Raw genomic sequence first — 16,322 nt, 5'->3', positions numbered from 1 at the left:
TGGTGGACACCTCATGCATCAGGACTCTCAAAAGCAAAAGGTGCGGAGAAATTCGCGCTTACGATCGGCGCGACGCCGGAAGGCCGCAAGGAACTGGTCGGCTTCACCGATGGCGCCCGCGAGAGCGCGCAGGACTGGCGCGATCTGCTGCTCGACCTGAAGCGGCGCGGGCTCGGCGTGCCGCCGCGGCTCACCATCGCCGACGGCGCGCTCGGGTTCTGGAAGGCCGCCGGCGAGGTCTGGCCGAAAACGCACGAGCAGCGCTGCTGGGTACACAAGACCGCCAACGTGATCGCCAAGTTGCCGAAGAGCCAGCAGCCTAAAGCCAAACGCGCGTTGCAGGAGAGCTGGATGGCCGAAACCAAGGCCGCCGCCGAGCTGGCGTTCGACGCCTTCATCGAGAGCTATACGCCCAAATACGAGAAGGCGGCCGACTGCCTGAGCAAGGATCGGGACACGCTACTGGCGTTCTACGACTTCCCGGCCGAACACTGGAAACACCTGCGGACCACCAATCCCATTGAAAGCACCTTCGCTACCGTGCGCCACCGCACGATCCGATCGAAGGGCTGCCTGTCCAACAGAACGGCGCTCGCGATGGTCTTCAAACTGCTTGAGGCCGCGCAGAAAAGCCGGCGTCGTCTCGATGGCCGCAACCAGTTGCCAAAACTCGTTCTCGGTGTGACATTCAACGACGGGATCGAGCTCATCGCCAAACCGACTGACCGTCAGCCCATAACCGCCGCCGCCTGACCGGCCGCGCCGTCACCAAAATTTGGCGATAGCTCCTTCGCGAGGACGTCGGAGAGCCAGTGCTCGGCGCTGACGCTATTGAGCTTACAGGTCTCGATCAACGAAGCTAACTAATCTCAAACCTTTGAGAAGCGCTCCTTCGGCTCCCGGTCGATTAAGTTGACGATGCCCCGCTACCTCCAGCAGCACCCCAGACGCCATAGAATTGCAACCCATGGTGAGCTGGGTTTTCCTGTGCATCCGGGGAAAACGCTCTTGGTCAGCTTCTCGTCAGCCGAGCTGTCTATCCAAACAGGCTGCGCATTATGGACCTGATTGGAGGTGGAAGATGGCGGGCATTATTGGGCCTTCAGGAGCCGACAGCGCATGGGGATCGAGCAGTTCGAGCCCGGAGCCCAGTCCCGCCCCTGGGGAAGGCGGGCAATCTTTCGACAGGGAATTGGAGCGGATGCGCTCCGGAGGAACCGCGCTCATGAGTGAGCCACCCGCGTCCGGTGTGGCAGTCCGGATGCCCTCGAGTGTCGACGGAATCAAGGCAGCGAAGCAAAAAATGCGCAGCCTGCTTGAGGGCCTTGATAGTTCTCGAAATGCAGCCACACAAGCCCGGAATCCGTCGGAGACGCAAGAGCTGATCGATCAAATCGTCAAGGCGGGCTCGGAAGTTCTGGAGTATTACGCGAGCCTCCCCTCGGACATGGCGCGCAGGCTTCTTTCCGACAGTCAGGCTCGTCAAGTCCGCGCCGAAACTATCGCTGCGGGAGACGAATGCAACATCGCGGCCACCTGGATTGTCAACAACCTGGAGGCGAACAGGAGCAAAGCAGCAGCCGTGCTCGGTCGGATGCGAGATGCCGGCGCTCCGTCCGACCAGCTGGGCCGGGCGGTATCCAGCGTGGCGAAGCATTACGAAGCCTGCTTGGATTGGTGGGGAAAGAAGGTGTTGCGCTCGGAGCGGATGCGGTCCGTTTATACGGACACCGCCAACTTGCCCAGCACCACGTCCAAGATGCGGGAGGAAGAAGAGGCCGCGCTACGCCAGCATACCGGCTGGGCACTGTATACGAAGTGCATGTACCTGGAATCGCGCATCGCTCTCGCGCGACTCTTGATCGAGTCGAAGGCGGCCACGTTCGGCCCAGCCGTGAACGACGCCCTCATGGGTGAGGATGGGCGGGTGCGACTGCTTGGGACCTTTATCGCGGATTTTTTTCCGGCATTCAACTCGACTTCCCACGCCGTTCTGGAGGGAGCGGCGCTCGACGCAGACCACTGCACCGTTCTGGAAGGAGTCATGGAACGGCTTTCGGAATTTGCCTCAGGGGTGCACGGCATCGTTACCCGACTAAGGGGCGCCGGAACGGATGCCGACCTTCCGTTGGAACTGTTGGGCCAGATCGCGGAAGGTGCATGGGTCACCGCGGACGACGTCACGCGTCTTTTGGTCGTGCAGCCAAAGACGCCCGCCATGATTGAGCCGCTGGCCCGGACTGCCGTAGTGGTTGAAGGGGGCGCGGCGCGGAGGAAGGGGAAAGGCAAGCGCGCCCCGGCCGCAGGCGAGCGAAGTTCGGCGGCCGGGCTGCGCGAGCCGCAGCTCGCCACGCCCGACGCTGCCACGGCCCCAACAGGCAAGGTGATCGTACTCTCGGATTTGGGTACAAAGAAACTCGCGAGCGCGGAGGAGGCAGACGCGAGGGTGTCATCGTCGGCGACTGGGCACCTGGAGATATTGCAGGCTCCGCCCTCCAGGAAAGCACTGACCGGATTAATCGAGCGATTGGACGAACTTTTGCAGTTCGATCTGCCCGCTCAGCAAAGCACCGTCTCGCAAGCGCGCCAGATGAAGCCCGAGGACGCCGATCACGTCGTGGATCTCGTCGTTAAGCGACTGCAGACGCAGGCCTCCGAGATTGAGGCCAGTGTAGTCGCGCTGGAGGAGCCTCGCCGACGTGTCCTACTCACGCCTGCGCAAGTGCCGGAAGTGCATGACAAAATAACCCGGCTCAAGGCGATGTTGTCCGAGGTGCAGGGACAGGCGAGCTCTTTGAAGGCGCGAAAGGTGGCGATCACGATCGATTGCATGAAGACCTACGCGTTTCCGTCCCAGAAGTATCTTGAACAGTTGCGGGCGGCCGGGGAGCTGGCGTCTGTGAATCCACCGCGCGCCTTGAAGGATGATCCGGGGACACTGTTCGAGATCAAGCTGCAGCCCAAGGCCCTGCGCAATGGCGCGATGCCAAGCCCAATGTGGGTGCACATCCATACCAAGCGGCCGGTACATGCCTGGCAGTTGGCAACGCTGAGCGATGCCGAGTTCGCCGCTTGCCACGTGAAGTCCAATGACCAACGCGGCTACAATCAGGACTGGCAGAGCGCTCGAGCTGCGACGGGGCGCGAGAACGTCGTGATCCACCGCGGGAAGCTCACGCCGGCGTTCTGTAGGTCCTTGATGAGCACCGCAGTTGGTGGCCATCCGTGGTATCCCCTTCCCGAGACGGAGCACATGTCGACCCAGATGGCGCGCCTGGGGATGTAGCTACAGGTGGTTTGTCTCGCGCCGGAGCGCCGCTGTGGTGACACGATCAAGTGGCCGTTATCACCGAGAGGAAATCCTCGATGAGCTCGAAGTCGGCACGAACTCCTCGAACAGATCGACAGCGGGGTCCGATTGAAATTCGATCGGGAGCGTCGTGACCACGGACTTCCTTTCGCTTGGCGGCTGAACCGTCAAATGCCGGCGCTCAAGTCCAGACGCATACGATCAGCGCTCCTGGCCCTTCATCTTCGAAAGTGAGTACAGATGAACTTCGTCTTAATGAATCGCGTGCGTCAACAAACGGATAGCGTGGACGCGCAAGATGCCTCTCCGGCCGACTCGTCGGCAGAGGCGGCGGCCTTTCACCGGCAGCTGAGCGAGGTCGCTGTCCCGTCCTCTCCCGTGCTCATGCAGGTCCGCGCCCATCAAGCGGATACATCGCGATCTGAGGCGCGGCCCATCATGCGGGCGAGCGGGCAACCATATACGCCGGCTACGCACGGTGAATACGGTGGAGCGATGCTGAATGCGTCGGCGCTGCCGCTCGGCCATGCAAATTTGGCCTTCGCAGGTAGCAGCATGGATCCTGTTTATTCCGAAGATGCGTCTCTTATTGAGGGGCTCGGGCCGGCACTCTTCAAGGCTGGGGCCTCCGAGCGCACCGTCAGGCGCAATGTACGTTGTCTTCTCGGATTGGGGCATTGGCTCGTAAAGAACGGAAAGCCGGGCATTGCTGCCCGGCTTTCCGAAGAGTCGCTGGACAAGGATGCCCAGGAGTTCGGCAAGCAGGAGGGGCAGGCCATCGCTACGCCACTGGATCATCTTCGAGCCGCCCAATCGCCGGGCGGCATCGCGCCGATTGCAAGCCGGGTTGAGCTGAATCCCTATCCCCAAGATGCGGATCTCATCAAAAGGTACAAGGAAGATGCAGCGTCAGGCACCGCCAACACCGTCAGGACCTATGCAGCTCTTCTTATCGATTTCAGTGATTACCTCCGTGAAAACGATAAGCCCGGCATTGCTGCTCGACTTGGCGACGGCTCGCTGGATAATGATGTCAGCCAGTATAAGGAGGCGGACCCCCGTGGCCGCAGAAAAGCCGGGGCCGCACTGGCTCATCTCCTGAGGTCGCCGGCGGGTGCTAGAGCGATCGAGCTCCGGCCTCATATTCGCCCCGTTCCTGATCTCGAAGACGCGGTTCGCGCCGAGCCGAGGCGGACCCGGGCCGCGACTGCACAGCACAGCGGCTCGAATGGAGCTATCAGCTGGCCGGAGACTCTGCCTGCGAACCAGCAGGATCTGCTTTTGGAGACGATGGACGGACCCAGCTCCTCGCCGCCTCTCGAGACAATCGCGCACCATCAACAAGCAGCGGATGCAGGAGGGTCTTTTCGTGACTTGAACTTGCCCCGCGACGACCATGGGGTTCCACCGCGGCATAGCCTGGCATTGGATCCTGCAGAATCCCTTCGCCCCTTGAACTGGCGCCACCATGATCACGAACTGTCGGATGAACGTCACAGGAACACCCTCGTGCCAGGCGAGCAGGTTCTCATCAGCGATGAGCATGATACAGGGGAGTTGAGATCAGCGAAGAGGCAGAAGACGCTAAGCAACCCCCAGGGCGTCGCCGTTGAGCGGCACCTGGTGCAGACCCCATCCCATCAACTGGCGGCGTCACCATCGCAGAGGCAAGCGCCGATGCCGTCGCGTGCGCACGAATACGCCCCAGCGGCACATTCAGTAGCGAGGCATGTCCGAGACACCGCTAGGCGGCACGACGCATCGCGTGACGCCGTCAGGAATCAGCTTTCGGTGATGGTGGAAGGCGGCCCATCATGGTCCGTCTTGGTCCCGCCTGAGCGGCTCCAGGGGGCAGAACAAGCCGGACCGCAGGAACCCGCCGGGTCCACCTCAACTTGGTCACCGCAGATGCCGCTCGACTTTGATTGGAGCATGTGGCCGAGCTCGGAAACTGCGTCATCCTTGCCTGTCCCAGCTCAGCTTCCATCCAGATCGTACCAGTTGCGTGATGATGCTACCTTTCGGAACACACTGAACACGTTTGCGCCCGAAAGCCTGCGGTCGTCGGACGGACTAATCGGCGAGCAGCTCCCGGGCGAAGACGAGGAGCTCTTGGCGAAGTTTCGTGTAGACGCCGAGCGGCGCAAGCTCACCCCAGGAGCCATCAAGAACAGTGTTTCCGGGCTTGGGATATTTGTTCGCTGGGTCAACGCAAGTCATAGGGGGCCCGTAGCTTCTCGGCTGCGAGGCGGTTCATCGCTGGATGAGGAAATTGCGGCGTACAGGAGCTTGGGGCGGGACCGTCAGAACAGCATCAAATCGAATCTGAATGTTCTCCGGCGGCTCTTGCGTGGGAGTGAAGAAGCCGAAGCCCCCGAACCCCGAGTCCTTGGTCGCCCCCGTCGCGTGGTTCCTCATCCCGAAGACGCCACCTTCATCGAGGGAGCGCTCGGCCAAGCCTTGAACGATCTTAGAACCACGATTGCGGCGCAGAGGCAGTCTGCGCAGAAGCGGGCTACACGTCTTCGTGCGCTGAGTGCGTGGCTTAAAGAAAACGGCAGGGGGAGCATAACTGGGCGACTTAACGGCTCTAGCAAGGAGCAGTTAACGCTGGACAACGATGTGCTAGCGTTCCAGCGGACTGGAAGCAGAATACACGGTCCCGATTTGTCGCATCTTCGCAGCTACTTAAAACTCATCGAGGCGAACCGAGGGCTGGGGTTGCCAGGCCCTGAGCAGCCGAGCTCGCCGGCCGTGCAGTGCGATCGGCATTCCGGCTCGGCGCAGGATCTTCCCTCAACGCCAGCCAGCGCGGGAGCTTGGGCTTGGTTGGGTGAACAGCTGCAAGAATCAGCATCACCATCCAGGCCCCCGTCACATGCTAAGGGCAGGCTTGAGCCATCTGTTGATCTGAATGCGCCGACGCCGTCCGAGTTGCGCGACGATGCTCACCTTGAGCCAGCGCAGGCTGCCAGGGCTCGTTCAAGCACCTACGCTGGTCTTGAGCCATTTCTTGCTCTGAATGCGCCGACACCGTCCGAGTTGCGCGACGACGCTCACTTTGCGCCAGCGCACTCTACCAGGGCTCCCTCAGACATCTACGCTGGTCTTGAGCCATTTCTTGCTCTGAATGCGCCGACACCGTCCGAGTTGCGCGACGACGCTCACTCTGCGCCAGCGCAGGCTGCCAGGGCTCGCTCAAGCACCTACGGCGGTCTTGAGCCATTTCTTGCTCTGAATGCGCCGACACCGTCCGAGTTGGGCGACGACGCTCACTTTGCGCCAGCGCACTCTACCAGGGCTCCCTCAGACATCTACGCTGGTCTTGAGCCATTTCTTGCTCTGAATGCGCCGACACCGTCCGAGTTGCGCGACGATGCTCACTTTGAGCCAGCGCAGGCTGCCGGGGCTCGCTCAAGCACCTACGGCGGTCCTCCATTGGTTGATCTGACTGCGGCCACGCCGTCTGAATCACGCGACGATGTTAATTCTGTGCCGGCGTTTCCGAGCACCTCCTACGATGCTCAGATCGGGGCTTTAGGTCCGACAGCCTCGCCTCACGGCCGCGGGCTGGTGCTCGAGGACACGGAATGGCTGGGCGACGAGCATGTCCTGAGAGATTACCAGCTCCTGGCGCAAGAGTTGGGGGGGAACAATCCGAATCTCGCCGCCCGGACGCGGTTCGTGGATCCTCTCATAACCCTTGTTAGCCTGCGCTTGGGCACCGAGAGCGAAATGCTACGCGCATTCCAGCGCATCGTCCATGATCAGAATGGTGACGACACAGCCGACTTCCTGTTCCTGCCAGTGAACAATGCCCGTGCTACGAATCTCCCCGGCACCCATTGGTCGTTGCTGTTTGTTGATCGCCGCGACCGCGAAAGGCCGGTTGCCTATCGCTACGACTCCATGGGGGAATACAACAACACGCCCGCAGCAGAGCTCGCAGCAAGGCTGGGCGCCCGCCTGGAGTCACGCGGCATGACCCAGCAGCTGAACACTTATGATTGCGGCGTCTTCGTGGTGGACGGCACGCGGGCGCTGGTTAGGCAATTGGAGCAAGGACGAGCACCACACCTGCTGAACCTCAGCAGCCTCGTTGCCAATCGGCAGGCGCTGCAGAACCGACTCAGGGGCTGATGTCGTACGCATACGACGAAGACCGCCTGATTGAAGCGTGCGCGCGGGCACGACGAACTCTATGATGGTTTGCGTGAAGGTCAGGCGGCTTGCTGACCGGCGGGCTCGGCGCAGGAGCTTCCATTCCCAGGGCAGCAGTTCGTGCAGATGCGATGCGGGAAGATCGGCGATACGGGCGAGGACGTCGGCGAGTCAGGCCTTGGGATCGACTTTGTTGAGGCGACAGGTCGTGATGATCGTCAGCATGATGGCGGCACGGTCGGCGCCACGCTGGCTGCCGGCGAAGGTCCAGTTGCGCCTTCCCAAGGCGATGCCTCTCAATGCACGCTCAGCACAATTGTTGGTCAAGCAGATCCTGCCTGTCATTCGGCCCAAACAGGGCTCTGCGTCGAGGGTAGAGGGGGATGTCCCGATCGGTGTTGAACTACGTCGGGCCGACGTTGCCGGAATGAATGTTACGCTGCCCTCGTGACGCGGGCAACGGGCTTGGTCGTCATGCGATCGCGGTGAGCTTGAAGGGCCGCACGCAGAACCGACAATTGCTTATGCGCCTTCAATCGTCGGAAGCCCTTGTTGGCCTCGATCATGCCGGCCGCGACCCATCGCAAGGCCATACCGGCATCGCGCCAGCGTTTGATGTTGCGCGTGACGCCGCGAATGGTGCCCATCATGTTCTCGGCGATGTTGGTACAGGCGAGCGATCGACGAAGCTCCTTCGGCAGCTTCAGCCGGACGACAGTCAGGATTTCGTCGAGGCCTTCGAGGATGCTCGCCGCTACACCGGGCCATTGCTGGTCGAGTCGACGCGCGAGATTGCGGATCAATTTTTCAGCCTTGTCGGCGTCATTGAGCTCCCAGGCCTGGCGCAGCACCGACGGGTGGCCGCATGATGCTCTTTCGGCAGGCGTTCCATGATGTTGCGCGCCTTGTGGATCTGGTAGCGCTGGATCGCAGCGGCCGAATCGAGGGTGCGGCGGATCGCCTTCGACAACGCCTTTCGTGCGGTCGGCGATGAACAGTCCTGGCACCGTCGGGTCGAGCCCGCGCGAGACCAGGTTGTCCAGCAGGGCCTGAACCGTTACGGCATTCTCGGTCGCCCCTTCCACCAGCGCCAGCGGATGCTTGTTGCCTTCGCCGTCAACTCCGATCGCGGCGACCAGCACGAGATCGTCGCCGAGATGCAGCCCGTCGATTTGGACCACCAGAAGGTCGAGCGTGGACAGATCGGCGGCCATGAAGTCAGCCAGCCGCGCCGCCGACAGCGCTACGAACCTCCGCGAGGCCGCCGACTTCGAAACCCCGATCCGGGCGGTGCCGGCACGTCACCCTCGGGCAGCACGGCCGAACCGGAGCGTCGACACATTGATCAGCATCAGGTTCATCGCCCAGCGACCCAGCCAGACCCTCCTGCGCCGCCGTTTCCCAGTTCGGGATCGTGACCTCGCCGCCATCCACGCCCCGGACCCGCGGACGCTCGACCTCGATCTTGCCGCCGTGGAAACCAATCCGTCCCCGCGTTCGACCCCAACGGTGCGCCCGCCGCGCCGCGTCGCGACCGTGGCGCGGCCCGCAGGCCGCCACAACATCCGCCTCCATCGTCGTGCCGAGCGCCTCCATCCCTGCCGCAAGGCAGAACCGATCGAAGCTCGCCCGCACTTCTGCAAACGCTTCGTCCACCGCCGCGGTCGCCGACGAACCAGCCGGTTTGATATCTCTCGTCATGGCGTTGCTCTCCTTTATGGAATCAGCACCCCGAGCCTACCGGCTCAAGGTGGGCAACGCCGACCTCTTCAGAAATTCAACAGAACCCGGGACATCCCCCCGAACTCTCCCCGCGCAGAGCTTTGTGCGGATCGGCACGTAGGCCCACAGCATCGTCCGATATTACGGGAGTGGATGTCTGCGTATGCGAGTTGTTCGGTGCCCGTGACATCCTGGAAGCGATGTAGAACCGACCAGCTTGCGCAAGAAGCGACTTAGAATGGAGGACAATTTTGAGGTGAGCCCTGAATTGAGGGCAGAGGCGTTCAGTGATGGTAGCGGCCGGTCAGGAGACCTGGTTCGCAAACTGCCCCTTTATTCGTTCGGCCTCTTCCCTCGACAGTTTCTCGGCCCTGTCCCCGTTTCTTAAAAGAGCCGGCCCCTTGCGTTCTCGATCGTAAACCATCCAACCTTTGGTGCCCTGACGAACGATGAACCGTTGTGCTGCCAATTCCCAGGCGGCCTCCAGTTGTACCTAGAAAAGAAGCTTCGACACCGGCAAAATGCCTAGGGCGAGGCGTTGGGCTGCCGAGAGCCAGAAATCAACTCAAGACCCGATCATGACCTGTGCAAAGCTGCAGTGGAGCTGGCGGCTTTATGAGGATATCGAGCGTGGCGCGCTTCTCCGGTAAATGCGACGATCGCGGGGATGCTGCTGATCAGATCCGCGCTTAATTCCTTGGGGGTGCCGGGTCGGCGAGCTCTAGTCGAAGCCTATCCGCGCGCTTCCGCCGTGCTCGGTTCCGGCGCGGTACGAAGTATTCGAGGCGCCAAAGATTGGAGGCATCGGAAATCGTTCGTCCCGTCGTTAACGGCCGAGCAGACGCCGTTGAGGCAGTGGTGTTCCGACTTAGCGACGAGTCGTCTTACATTGCATTACCGGTTCAGAGATGGTCGTGGATGGTAGTCTCACGATCGGCGTCCCACAGAAATCTGAAGCGCCCGAGACAATTTTCTGATTGCTATCGACTGAATGACGCGAACACACCGTTTTCGTGCGCGGTTGTCAATTATGTCAGTTGCGGCCACGTATCCAAAGTATTATGTCGCTCGATCCAATTACGCGCCTTGGATAATGTGGGTTTATCGTGCCAGCCAGCATGGTAGTCGAATTCGCGGATGGACTGTTCAGCAGTTCGTCTGCGAATCTCTTCGCGTCAGCCTCGCTTGGAAAGGTTCTGGTTTCTCGAATGGGGTATCGATTTGGCCCCTTCGACTGGTTGAAGGAAACATACCAAGTGTGTTGTAGCCATATCCTTTTCGTGCTCATCGGCCGATGATGGTGGTCATACCTCCATCAGCAGTCAATTGCGAGTATTGGTAGTTGATCGTTTGCGGCAATTGTCGTCGATGAAGGGGCTTGACTATTTGGCAGGTCGTCGGATCCACCCAGCGCAGAAGGTCGGCAAGAAGATCAGGTTACACCGGCAGACTTGACCACGCCTCGCGCCGCGGAAGCCTGAACAGGTTCAGGCCACGCCTGCTGATGTCCTCAAGCTGAAATGTGCCCACCAGGATGCGACGCAGCCGGCGGCAGCGAAGGAGGGTGTCATAAGGAATGTGTAAGCAGGTTTCTGTGAGTTTACCCTACCGAGGAGACTCACATGACGACGATAACACCTGAACTGCTTGATCAACTGCTTGCTAACTATGAGAAGCCCGAGGACCTGACCGGAGACAACGGGCTGTTCAAGCAGCTGAAGAAGGCGTTGATCGAGCGCGCGCTCGCCGCCGAGTTGAGCGAACATCTCGGCTATGAGAAGGGCGATCCGGGCGGTCGAGGGACGGGCAACAGCCGCAATGGCACCAGCAGCAAGACGATCCTGACCGAGGACGGCGAGATCGAGATTGCCATACCGCGCGACCGCGCCGGCAGTTTCGAACCGCAGCTCGTCGCCAAGGGCCAGGACGCGGTTCGATGGCTTCGACGACAAGATTCTGGGCCTGTATGCCCGCGGCATGACGGTGCGCGAGATCCAGGGCCACCTGGCCGAGGTCTCACCCGATCTCATCAGCCGGGTCACCGATGCCGTCCTCGATGAGGTGCGGGAGTGGCAAAATGGCCTTCGTGTCCCGGAAGGACCGCAAGGCGATCCTGCCCGCGATCAAGGCGATCTACCGGGCCGAGCACGCCGATATTGCGCTTGTCCGCCTCGAGGAGTTCGAGGCCGAGTGGGGCAAGCGCTATCCAGCGATCGGAGCGGCCTAGCGGAGCGCCTGGGATTACGTCGTGCCATTCTTCGCCTTCGCACCGGGCACCCGCAAGATGATCTACACCACCAACGCTGTGGAGGCGCTGCATCGCTCGTTGCGCAAGATCATCAAAACGCGCGGCAGCTTTCCAAACGATGACGCGGCGTCGAAGCTGCTCTATCTCGCAATCAAGAATGCCGGCCTGCGCTGGCGACGCCCGGTCGAATGGACCTCCGCGATGGGCCAGTTTGCCATCCGGTTCGGCGAGCGCTTTCCGGGAACGACGCGATGACGAACGGCATCACGGCAACGGTCATGATGGCTCGGCACGCCCCTTCGTCAAGTTCCTCGCCTGCGGCGCGCCGCTCCGCGGCTTCGGGACTTGAACGCTCGGTGCGGCCAAGCAAACTCATCCACCATGCCGCTGATGCCTTGTTCTTGATGCCGGGAGACAAATTCACCCTTCACAGAAACCCCTGACACAAAAGTTCTGACAATCCCAGCGCCAGCGCGGCTCTGGCTCGTCTGCTGCTTTAAAAGTACGGCTTCTTGCTTCTTCTCTTCATACCGCAACTCGTGCGGGCGGTCGTCAGCAGCCGCTCGCACGCTTTTCCGAGGGCGCGACTAGTCAACCGCGCGCGTCCTGTTCTTCCCTCTCTCTTTTCGTCGTGCCCGTTTGGTACGCGAGTTGCTGAGAAACGTGCGGGCTTGGCTTCTCAAACATTCACACTCGCGACCCCATGAGATGGCCAAATCTGCTCAGCCCAGACTTGCGCTTGGGCGGTTTCTCCAAGGCAGCGCCCGCGTCATTTGTAGCCACCGCAGCAACATACTCAGGAGGCCAAATTCCCCGATCATTCTCGATCCAAATTGCTGAGCTTGAAAGTTGGCTTTGGGCGAGCAACTGAGTTTCTTGATCCGAGACCCCGCGCCGCACAGTTCCCCTATTCATTGGAGGATACCGGAGTCCTACGGATAGCGACGGCGTGCGCCCTCCTCCATATTCTATGCAAGCTAGGATTTTGCATTTCCTTCCTGGGGCTAGAGCCAACGCCGCCCGCATGCATTTTGAGCGGGCGGCGTTGTGCTTTCTACAAACAAACGTCGCAGTTCAGGGCGTTGCCTCGAGGGTCGGCGTCGCGTCTCGCGTCGCAAGCGCACAGGCAGGAAGCTTCAGTGCTTCGCATCACGCAAATTCACTCGCACGTAGGCCTGCTCGTTGCAGATTGATTGCGCGCTTACGCGCGACTGCAACCCTGACACACTGCAAAACTCGAATCGGAATTTAAGTTGTGCATCTATCGAACCACAATGTCGGCTTCTAACCAATCTGGAGGAGCGATCATGGATTCACGAATGGACCTGCCACTGAACTTTCATCCAGCGGCATTAGAGTGTCGGGATCTTGGACGCCAAGTGGCGCGGTTGGAGCAACGAACGATCGGCGAAGCTGGTCGGGGTTGCGTAGCCGATCGTCCGTTGCGGTGAGGTGGGCTGCATAGGCCGCGGGGGATGACATACTACAGCGACGAGTGAGGCTGCCGGAGATTGTCATCGTCGACCCAGTTGGCGATCTTGGCGCGGGCGCCGCCAAGATCGAAGAACAGGGTCTCGTTGAGCAGCTCATCGCGCATCCGGCCATTGATGGGGAAGACGGCCCCGCTCCCTCGGCGCCGGCGATATGCTGGCGATGGACGAACCCGCTAACAGCCAGCAGTTCACCAATGGAAGTCGCGACAATTGGGTTGGACGTTTCGGAGCACGTATTTCACATCCATGCCGTTGATGGCCAAGGCCAAGTGGCCTGTCGCCAACGCCTCCGGCCAGGCGAGATCGTGTCGTTCTTCTCCTCGCTCGTACCTTGCCTAGTCGGCATTGAGGCCTGCGCGACTGCTCACAACCGGGCGCGGGAGATTCGCCAGTTGGACACGATGTGAGATTGATCCCGCCAGCCTATGTTAAACCCTACCTACGAAGAGGAGCCAAGCATGACGCCGTTGACGCGGCTGCAATCTGCGAAGGGGTCACCCGTCCCAATATGCGGTTCGTTCCAATCAAGAGCGTCGAGAACCATGGCTTCTTGATGCTTCATCGTGCAAGAGGCTTTGTTGGTCCGCCAACGGGCCACGACAGCCTGCGCCACTCGGGCTCATTTTGCTGAGTTCGGAATCATTGCCGGGCAAGGCCGGCAACGGGCGGACAGTCTGGTGGGCTTGTTGGATGACGAGGAACTGATGCTACCGGCCCACGCCCGAATTGCACTAGCCGTCCTTGTGAACCAACTGAAGGAATTGGACCGGCAGGTCGAGGCCATCGAGCGCGAGCTAGCTCAGATCCAGCGAATAAATCCGATGGCGAAGTTGCTGTCCTCGATTCCAGGGATCGGTCACATAACGGCCACGGCTCTCGCCGCGACCGTGCCGGATGCGACAATGTTCCGCTCCGGGCGCGAGTTCGCGGCCTGGCTTGGCCTGACGCCTAAGCAGAATTTCACCGGCGGGAAGGATCGGCTCGGCCGGATTACGAACAGGGCGATTCCTATCTCAGGCACTTGCTTGTCATCGGAGCACGTAACGTCGTTCGGTGCCCAAAGGCACGCTCCCGGGTTGGAGGCGGCTGGATCAAAGTCCTGCTTGAACGGCGTCGGACATGGTCGTCGTCGCCATCGCCAACAAGTCTGGCCCGGATCGTCTGGGCGATGACTCTCTCTGGAGGAAATAATCAGTGGCAGGCAGCGAACTTGATTGCACAACATTCGACCGATCTTGATCTGAGACCGACAACATGCATGAATTAGATTCCCTTGTTAATAGAAGCACGTCCGCTGCGCAACCTTCGCCAATAGAGACTTTCGATGGAAGCTCGTCCCATCCAATAATTGAACTCTTCAAAGGCATCGAACAGATGTTGGCGCCTCTATTTCAACGTTCTTACGAATGGGGCTCGAAGGAGTGGAAAGTCCTATGGGATGCAATCTTGGAGCAGTACGAGCACAATCAAGATGCGGTACTGGCTTCGATTTCACAGGCGCAATTGTCACGGCGCCCAGCACGATCAGCCGGCTTCGCTCCGGGCCCTTATCAGCGCAATTATGGGCCATGCAGGAGCGGCCCCAAGGTCAGCGTCTTCTTCGTCCAGAGCTCGGACGAAGTTGCCGGGCAGTCCTCTCAGGGGGCCTCAGTTAAATCGGACGCCAAATGCCCACGCTGCTTTGCTTTACATTTCTGGATCTGAAATGCGGGTCAGCATCTTCACGTGCGGTCCCGCCCGCTTGAAGATCGGCTCCCAAAAGGCATAGGCCGTCTCGGCGAAACTCGCGCTTATGCTGAACTTCGTGAGCGCAGCCCGATATGCGGCCTGTCGCCCGCAGCCTTGCCTCTCGACAAGGTGCCAGATGAATTGACCGACCTGGCGCGCATACGTGCTCGGACGAGCTCGGTGGTTGGGTACGATCTCAAGCCGCATGGTCCCGGTGTCGCGCGTCTCCGGTTCGATGAGATTGGCAAGCCAAATGAAGATTGATGGATCAATGCTCGCAGCATAGCCGTCGCGCTTGAGCTGCTGATTGATCATAGAGAACGCGCTAGCGGCTTCTCTGAAGCATTCGCTCAGGATGAAGTTCGCCTGATTCTCCAGCTTGCCGCTCTGAAGATCGTCCAGCAATCTGACCGCCTCGTCAGTGAGCCGCCGCATGTATCGCAGTTGCGGCTGCCCCGCGCCGTCGGCAGGTTCCTTCTGCACGATCAACTCGGCCGCATCCGCGCGGAACTCTGTTGCGGCTTCTTTGAGAGCGGTCAAAAAGTCGCCTTCAAGACCGGAGCGGCCGATGTCTTTCGGTGCCGCTTCCCTCCCCACCCGTGTCTCTACGAGATTGGCAATCTTCACCATCATCTCAGTCGTAGCGTCGGAATCTAGAAGTTCGTCCTTGCGCGGCGCCGCCGCATTCCGAGATTCAAGCACCGCAACGGCACCCGGAGCCGTCGCTTGCCTCGCAAGCATTGTTTGATCAGGCGTCTTCTCTCCTGTGTGCTCCGATCGCGGATTGGAAGCGGCAATCCCGCTGGACAACACAAACAGGCCATCGTCAACGGCTCGGCTCGCCGCCGCGGTAAGCTCCACCAGCGAGCGTCGCGCACAGCGCGTATGGCTAGCACGACGCCTTTTTTTCGTGTGGCTCATGATCTAACGACCCCTCGACAAGCATTTTCAAGACCCAGCGCCAAAGCTCACGAACTTCCTCCGAGGCTCTTCCCTCTTGTGCAAACTCGGTTACGCCTAATCCGGCCCCAAGCGCGTCCTGGTGGACATTGCGCTGTCCGACATAGGGATGCGCAAGCACCCCGAGCGAATTGAGGGACGTTGCAGCTTCACTCAAGCGGCAGCCCCGCGGTGGCGTCTGATTGAGGACGAAAGCGAATCGGCGGTTGAGCCTACGAATAGCAATCAGTGTCGGTATCGCAGCTTCGATGTCGGCCAGACTCGGACGCACTGGGATCAGGCAAAGATCGCCCCTCGCGATGGCGAGCACGGCCAGTGCATTGTTCGTGGCGGCGGTATCGATGACCGTAAGCCAGATTCCCTCAGCTTCAAGGCTGACGAGAGCCACTTCTAGTTCGGCGGGATCGGAGATCCGAACGACCCGCGGATAGGGATGGCAACGCCGCTCTTTCCATTTTGAAATCGTGCCTTGTGGATCCGCCTCGACAATTGCGACGCGCTCCCCGTTCCCCATCGCCGCGACCGCAATGCCAACCGCCAGCGTGCTTTTGCCGCTTCCGCCTTTTTGGGTGACCAGAACAAGGACATGCATATCCTGCGCTTCCCGGATGACAACGAGATGAGACGCATGAGTCGTCGGCTGCATGGGCGTCAGTCAACTACCAACCTTGGGAATTGATGGAGAGGACGGGCACATGGC

The 16,322-nt window shown here is 60.5% G+C and carries 4 protein-coding genes and 7 pseudogenes; 5 read left to right on the top strand and 6 right to left on the bottom strand.

What is annotated here, in order from left to right:
- Window positions 1–63 precede the first annotated feature (63 nt).
- Window positions 64–753, top strand: a pseudogene (locus HAP47_RS34255) (IS256 family transposase); the annotation flags it as partial.
- 35 nt (window positions 754–788) lie between these two features.
- On the opposite strand, the pseudogene HAP47_RS41700 reads toward HAP47_RS34255, so the two are convergent.
- A pseudogene (locus HAP47_RS41700) lies at window positions 789–863 on the bottom strand (transposase domain-containing protein); the annotation flags it as partial.
- Between the two features lie 218 nt (window positions 864–1,081).
- Between HAP47_RS41700 and HAP47_RS34250 the strand changes: the two are divergent.
- Window positions 1,082–3,286 carry a hypothetical protein gene (locus HAP47_RS34250; protein ID WP_173640829.1) on the top strand — a complete coding sequence of 735 codons (2,205 nt, stop codon included), beginning with the start codon at window positions 1,082–1,084 and terminating at the stop codon, window positions 3,284–3,286.
- A gap of 264 nt (window positions 3,287–3,550) precedes the next feature.
- Entirely contained in the window at window positions 3,551–7,450 is a 3,900-nt protein-coding gene (locus HAP47_RS34245) for a Ulp1 family isopeptidase (RefSeq protein ID WP_231168565.1), read from the top strand.
- A gap of 114 nt (window positions 7,451–7,564) precedes the next feature.
- Here the strand turns inward: HAP47_RS34245 and HAP47_RS34240 are convergent.
- Both HAP47_RS34240 and HAP47_RS34235 read right to left on the bottom strand, forming a co-directional pair.
- Window positions 7,565–7,810: pseudogene (locus HAP47_RS34240) on the bottom strand (transposase domain-containing protein); the annotation flags it as partial.
- Between the two features lie 95 nt (window positions 7,811–7,905).
- Window positions 7,906–9,172 (bottom strand): annotated as a pseudogene (locus HAP47_RS34235) (IS256 family transposase).
- Window positions 9,173–10,815: 1,643 nt separating this feature from the next.
- Between HAP47_RS34235 and HAP47_RS34230 the strand changes: the two are divergent.
- A pseudogene (locus HAP47_RS34230) lies at window positions 10,816–11,696 on the top strand (transposase).
- 1,050 nt (window positions 11,697–12,746) lie between these two features.
- Here HAP47_RS34230 and HAP47_RS34225 read toward each other — a convergent pair.
- A pseudogene (locus HAP47_RS34225) lies at window positions 12,747–13,059 on the bottom strand (integrase core domain-containing protein); the annotation flags it as partial.
- Window positions 13,060–13,128: 69 nt separating this feature from the next.
- On the opposite strand from HAP47_RS34225, the pseudogene HAP47_RS41695 reads away from it, so the two are divergent.
- A pseudogene (locus tag HAP47_RS41695) lies at window positions 13,129–14,201 on the top strand (IS110 family transposase).
- Window positions 14,202–14,620: 419 nt separating this feature from the next.
- Here the strand turns inward: HAP47_RS41695 and HAP47_RS34215 are convergent.
- Both HAP47_RS34215 and HAP47_RS34210 read right to left on the bottom strand, forming a co-directional pair.
- Entirely contained in the window at window positions 14,621–15,583 is a 963-nt protein-coding gene (locus HAP47_RS34215; protein WP_210285313.1) for a hypothetical protein, read from the bottom strand.
- Complete coding sequence (locus HAP47_RS34210) at window positions 15,552–16,268, bottom strand: ParA family protein (protein ID WP_231168563.1); 717 nt, start codon at window positions 16,266–16,268, stop codon at window positions 15,552–15,554. The genes HAP47_RS34215 and HAP47_RS34210 overlap by 32 nt, the downstream gene beginning before the upstream one ends.
- Between the last annotated feature and the right edge of the window lie 54 nt (window positions 16,269–16,322).

The sequence above is a fragment of the Bradyrhizobium sp. 41S5 genome (assembly GCF_011516665.3).
In the GTDB taxonomy this organism is placed as follows: Bacteria; Pseudomonadota; Alphaproteobacteria; order Rhizobiales; family Xanthobacteraceae; genus Bradyrhizobium; species Bradyrhizobium quebecense.
The sequence above is the reverse complement of the archived record's forward strand: the minus strand, read 5'-3'. Positions and strand labels throughout refer to the sequence as shown.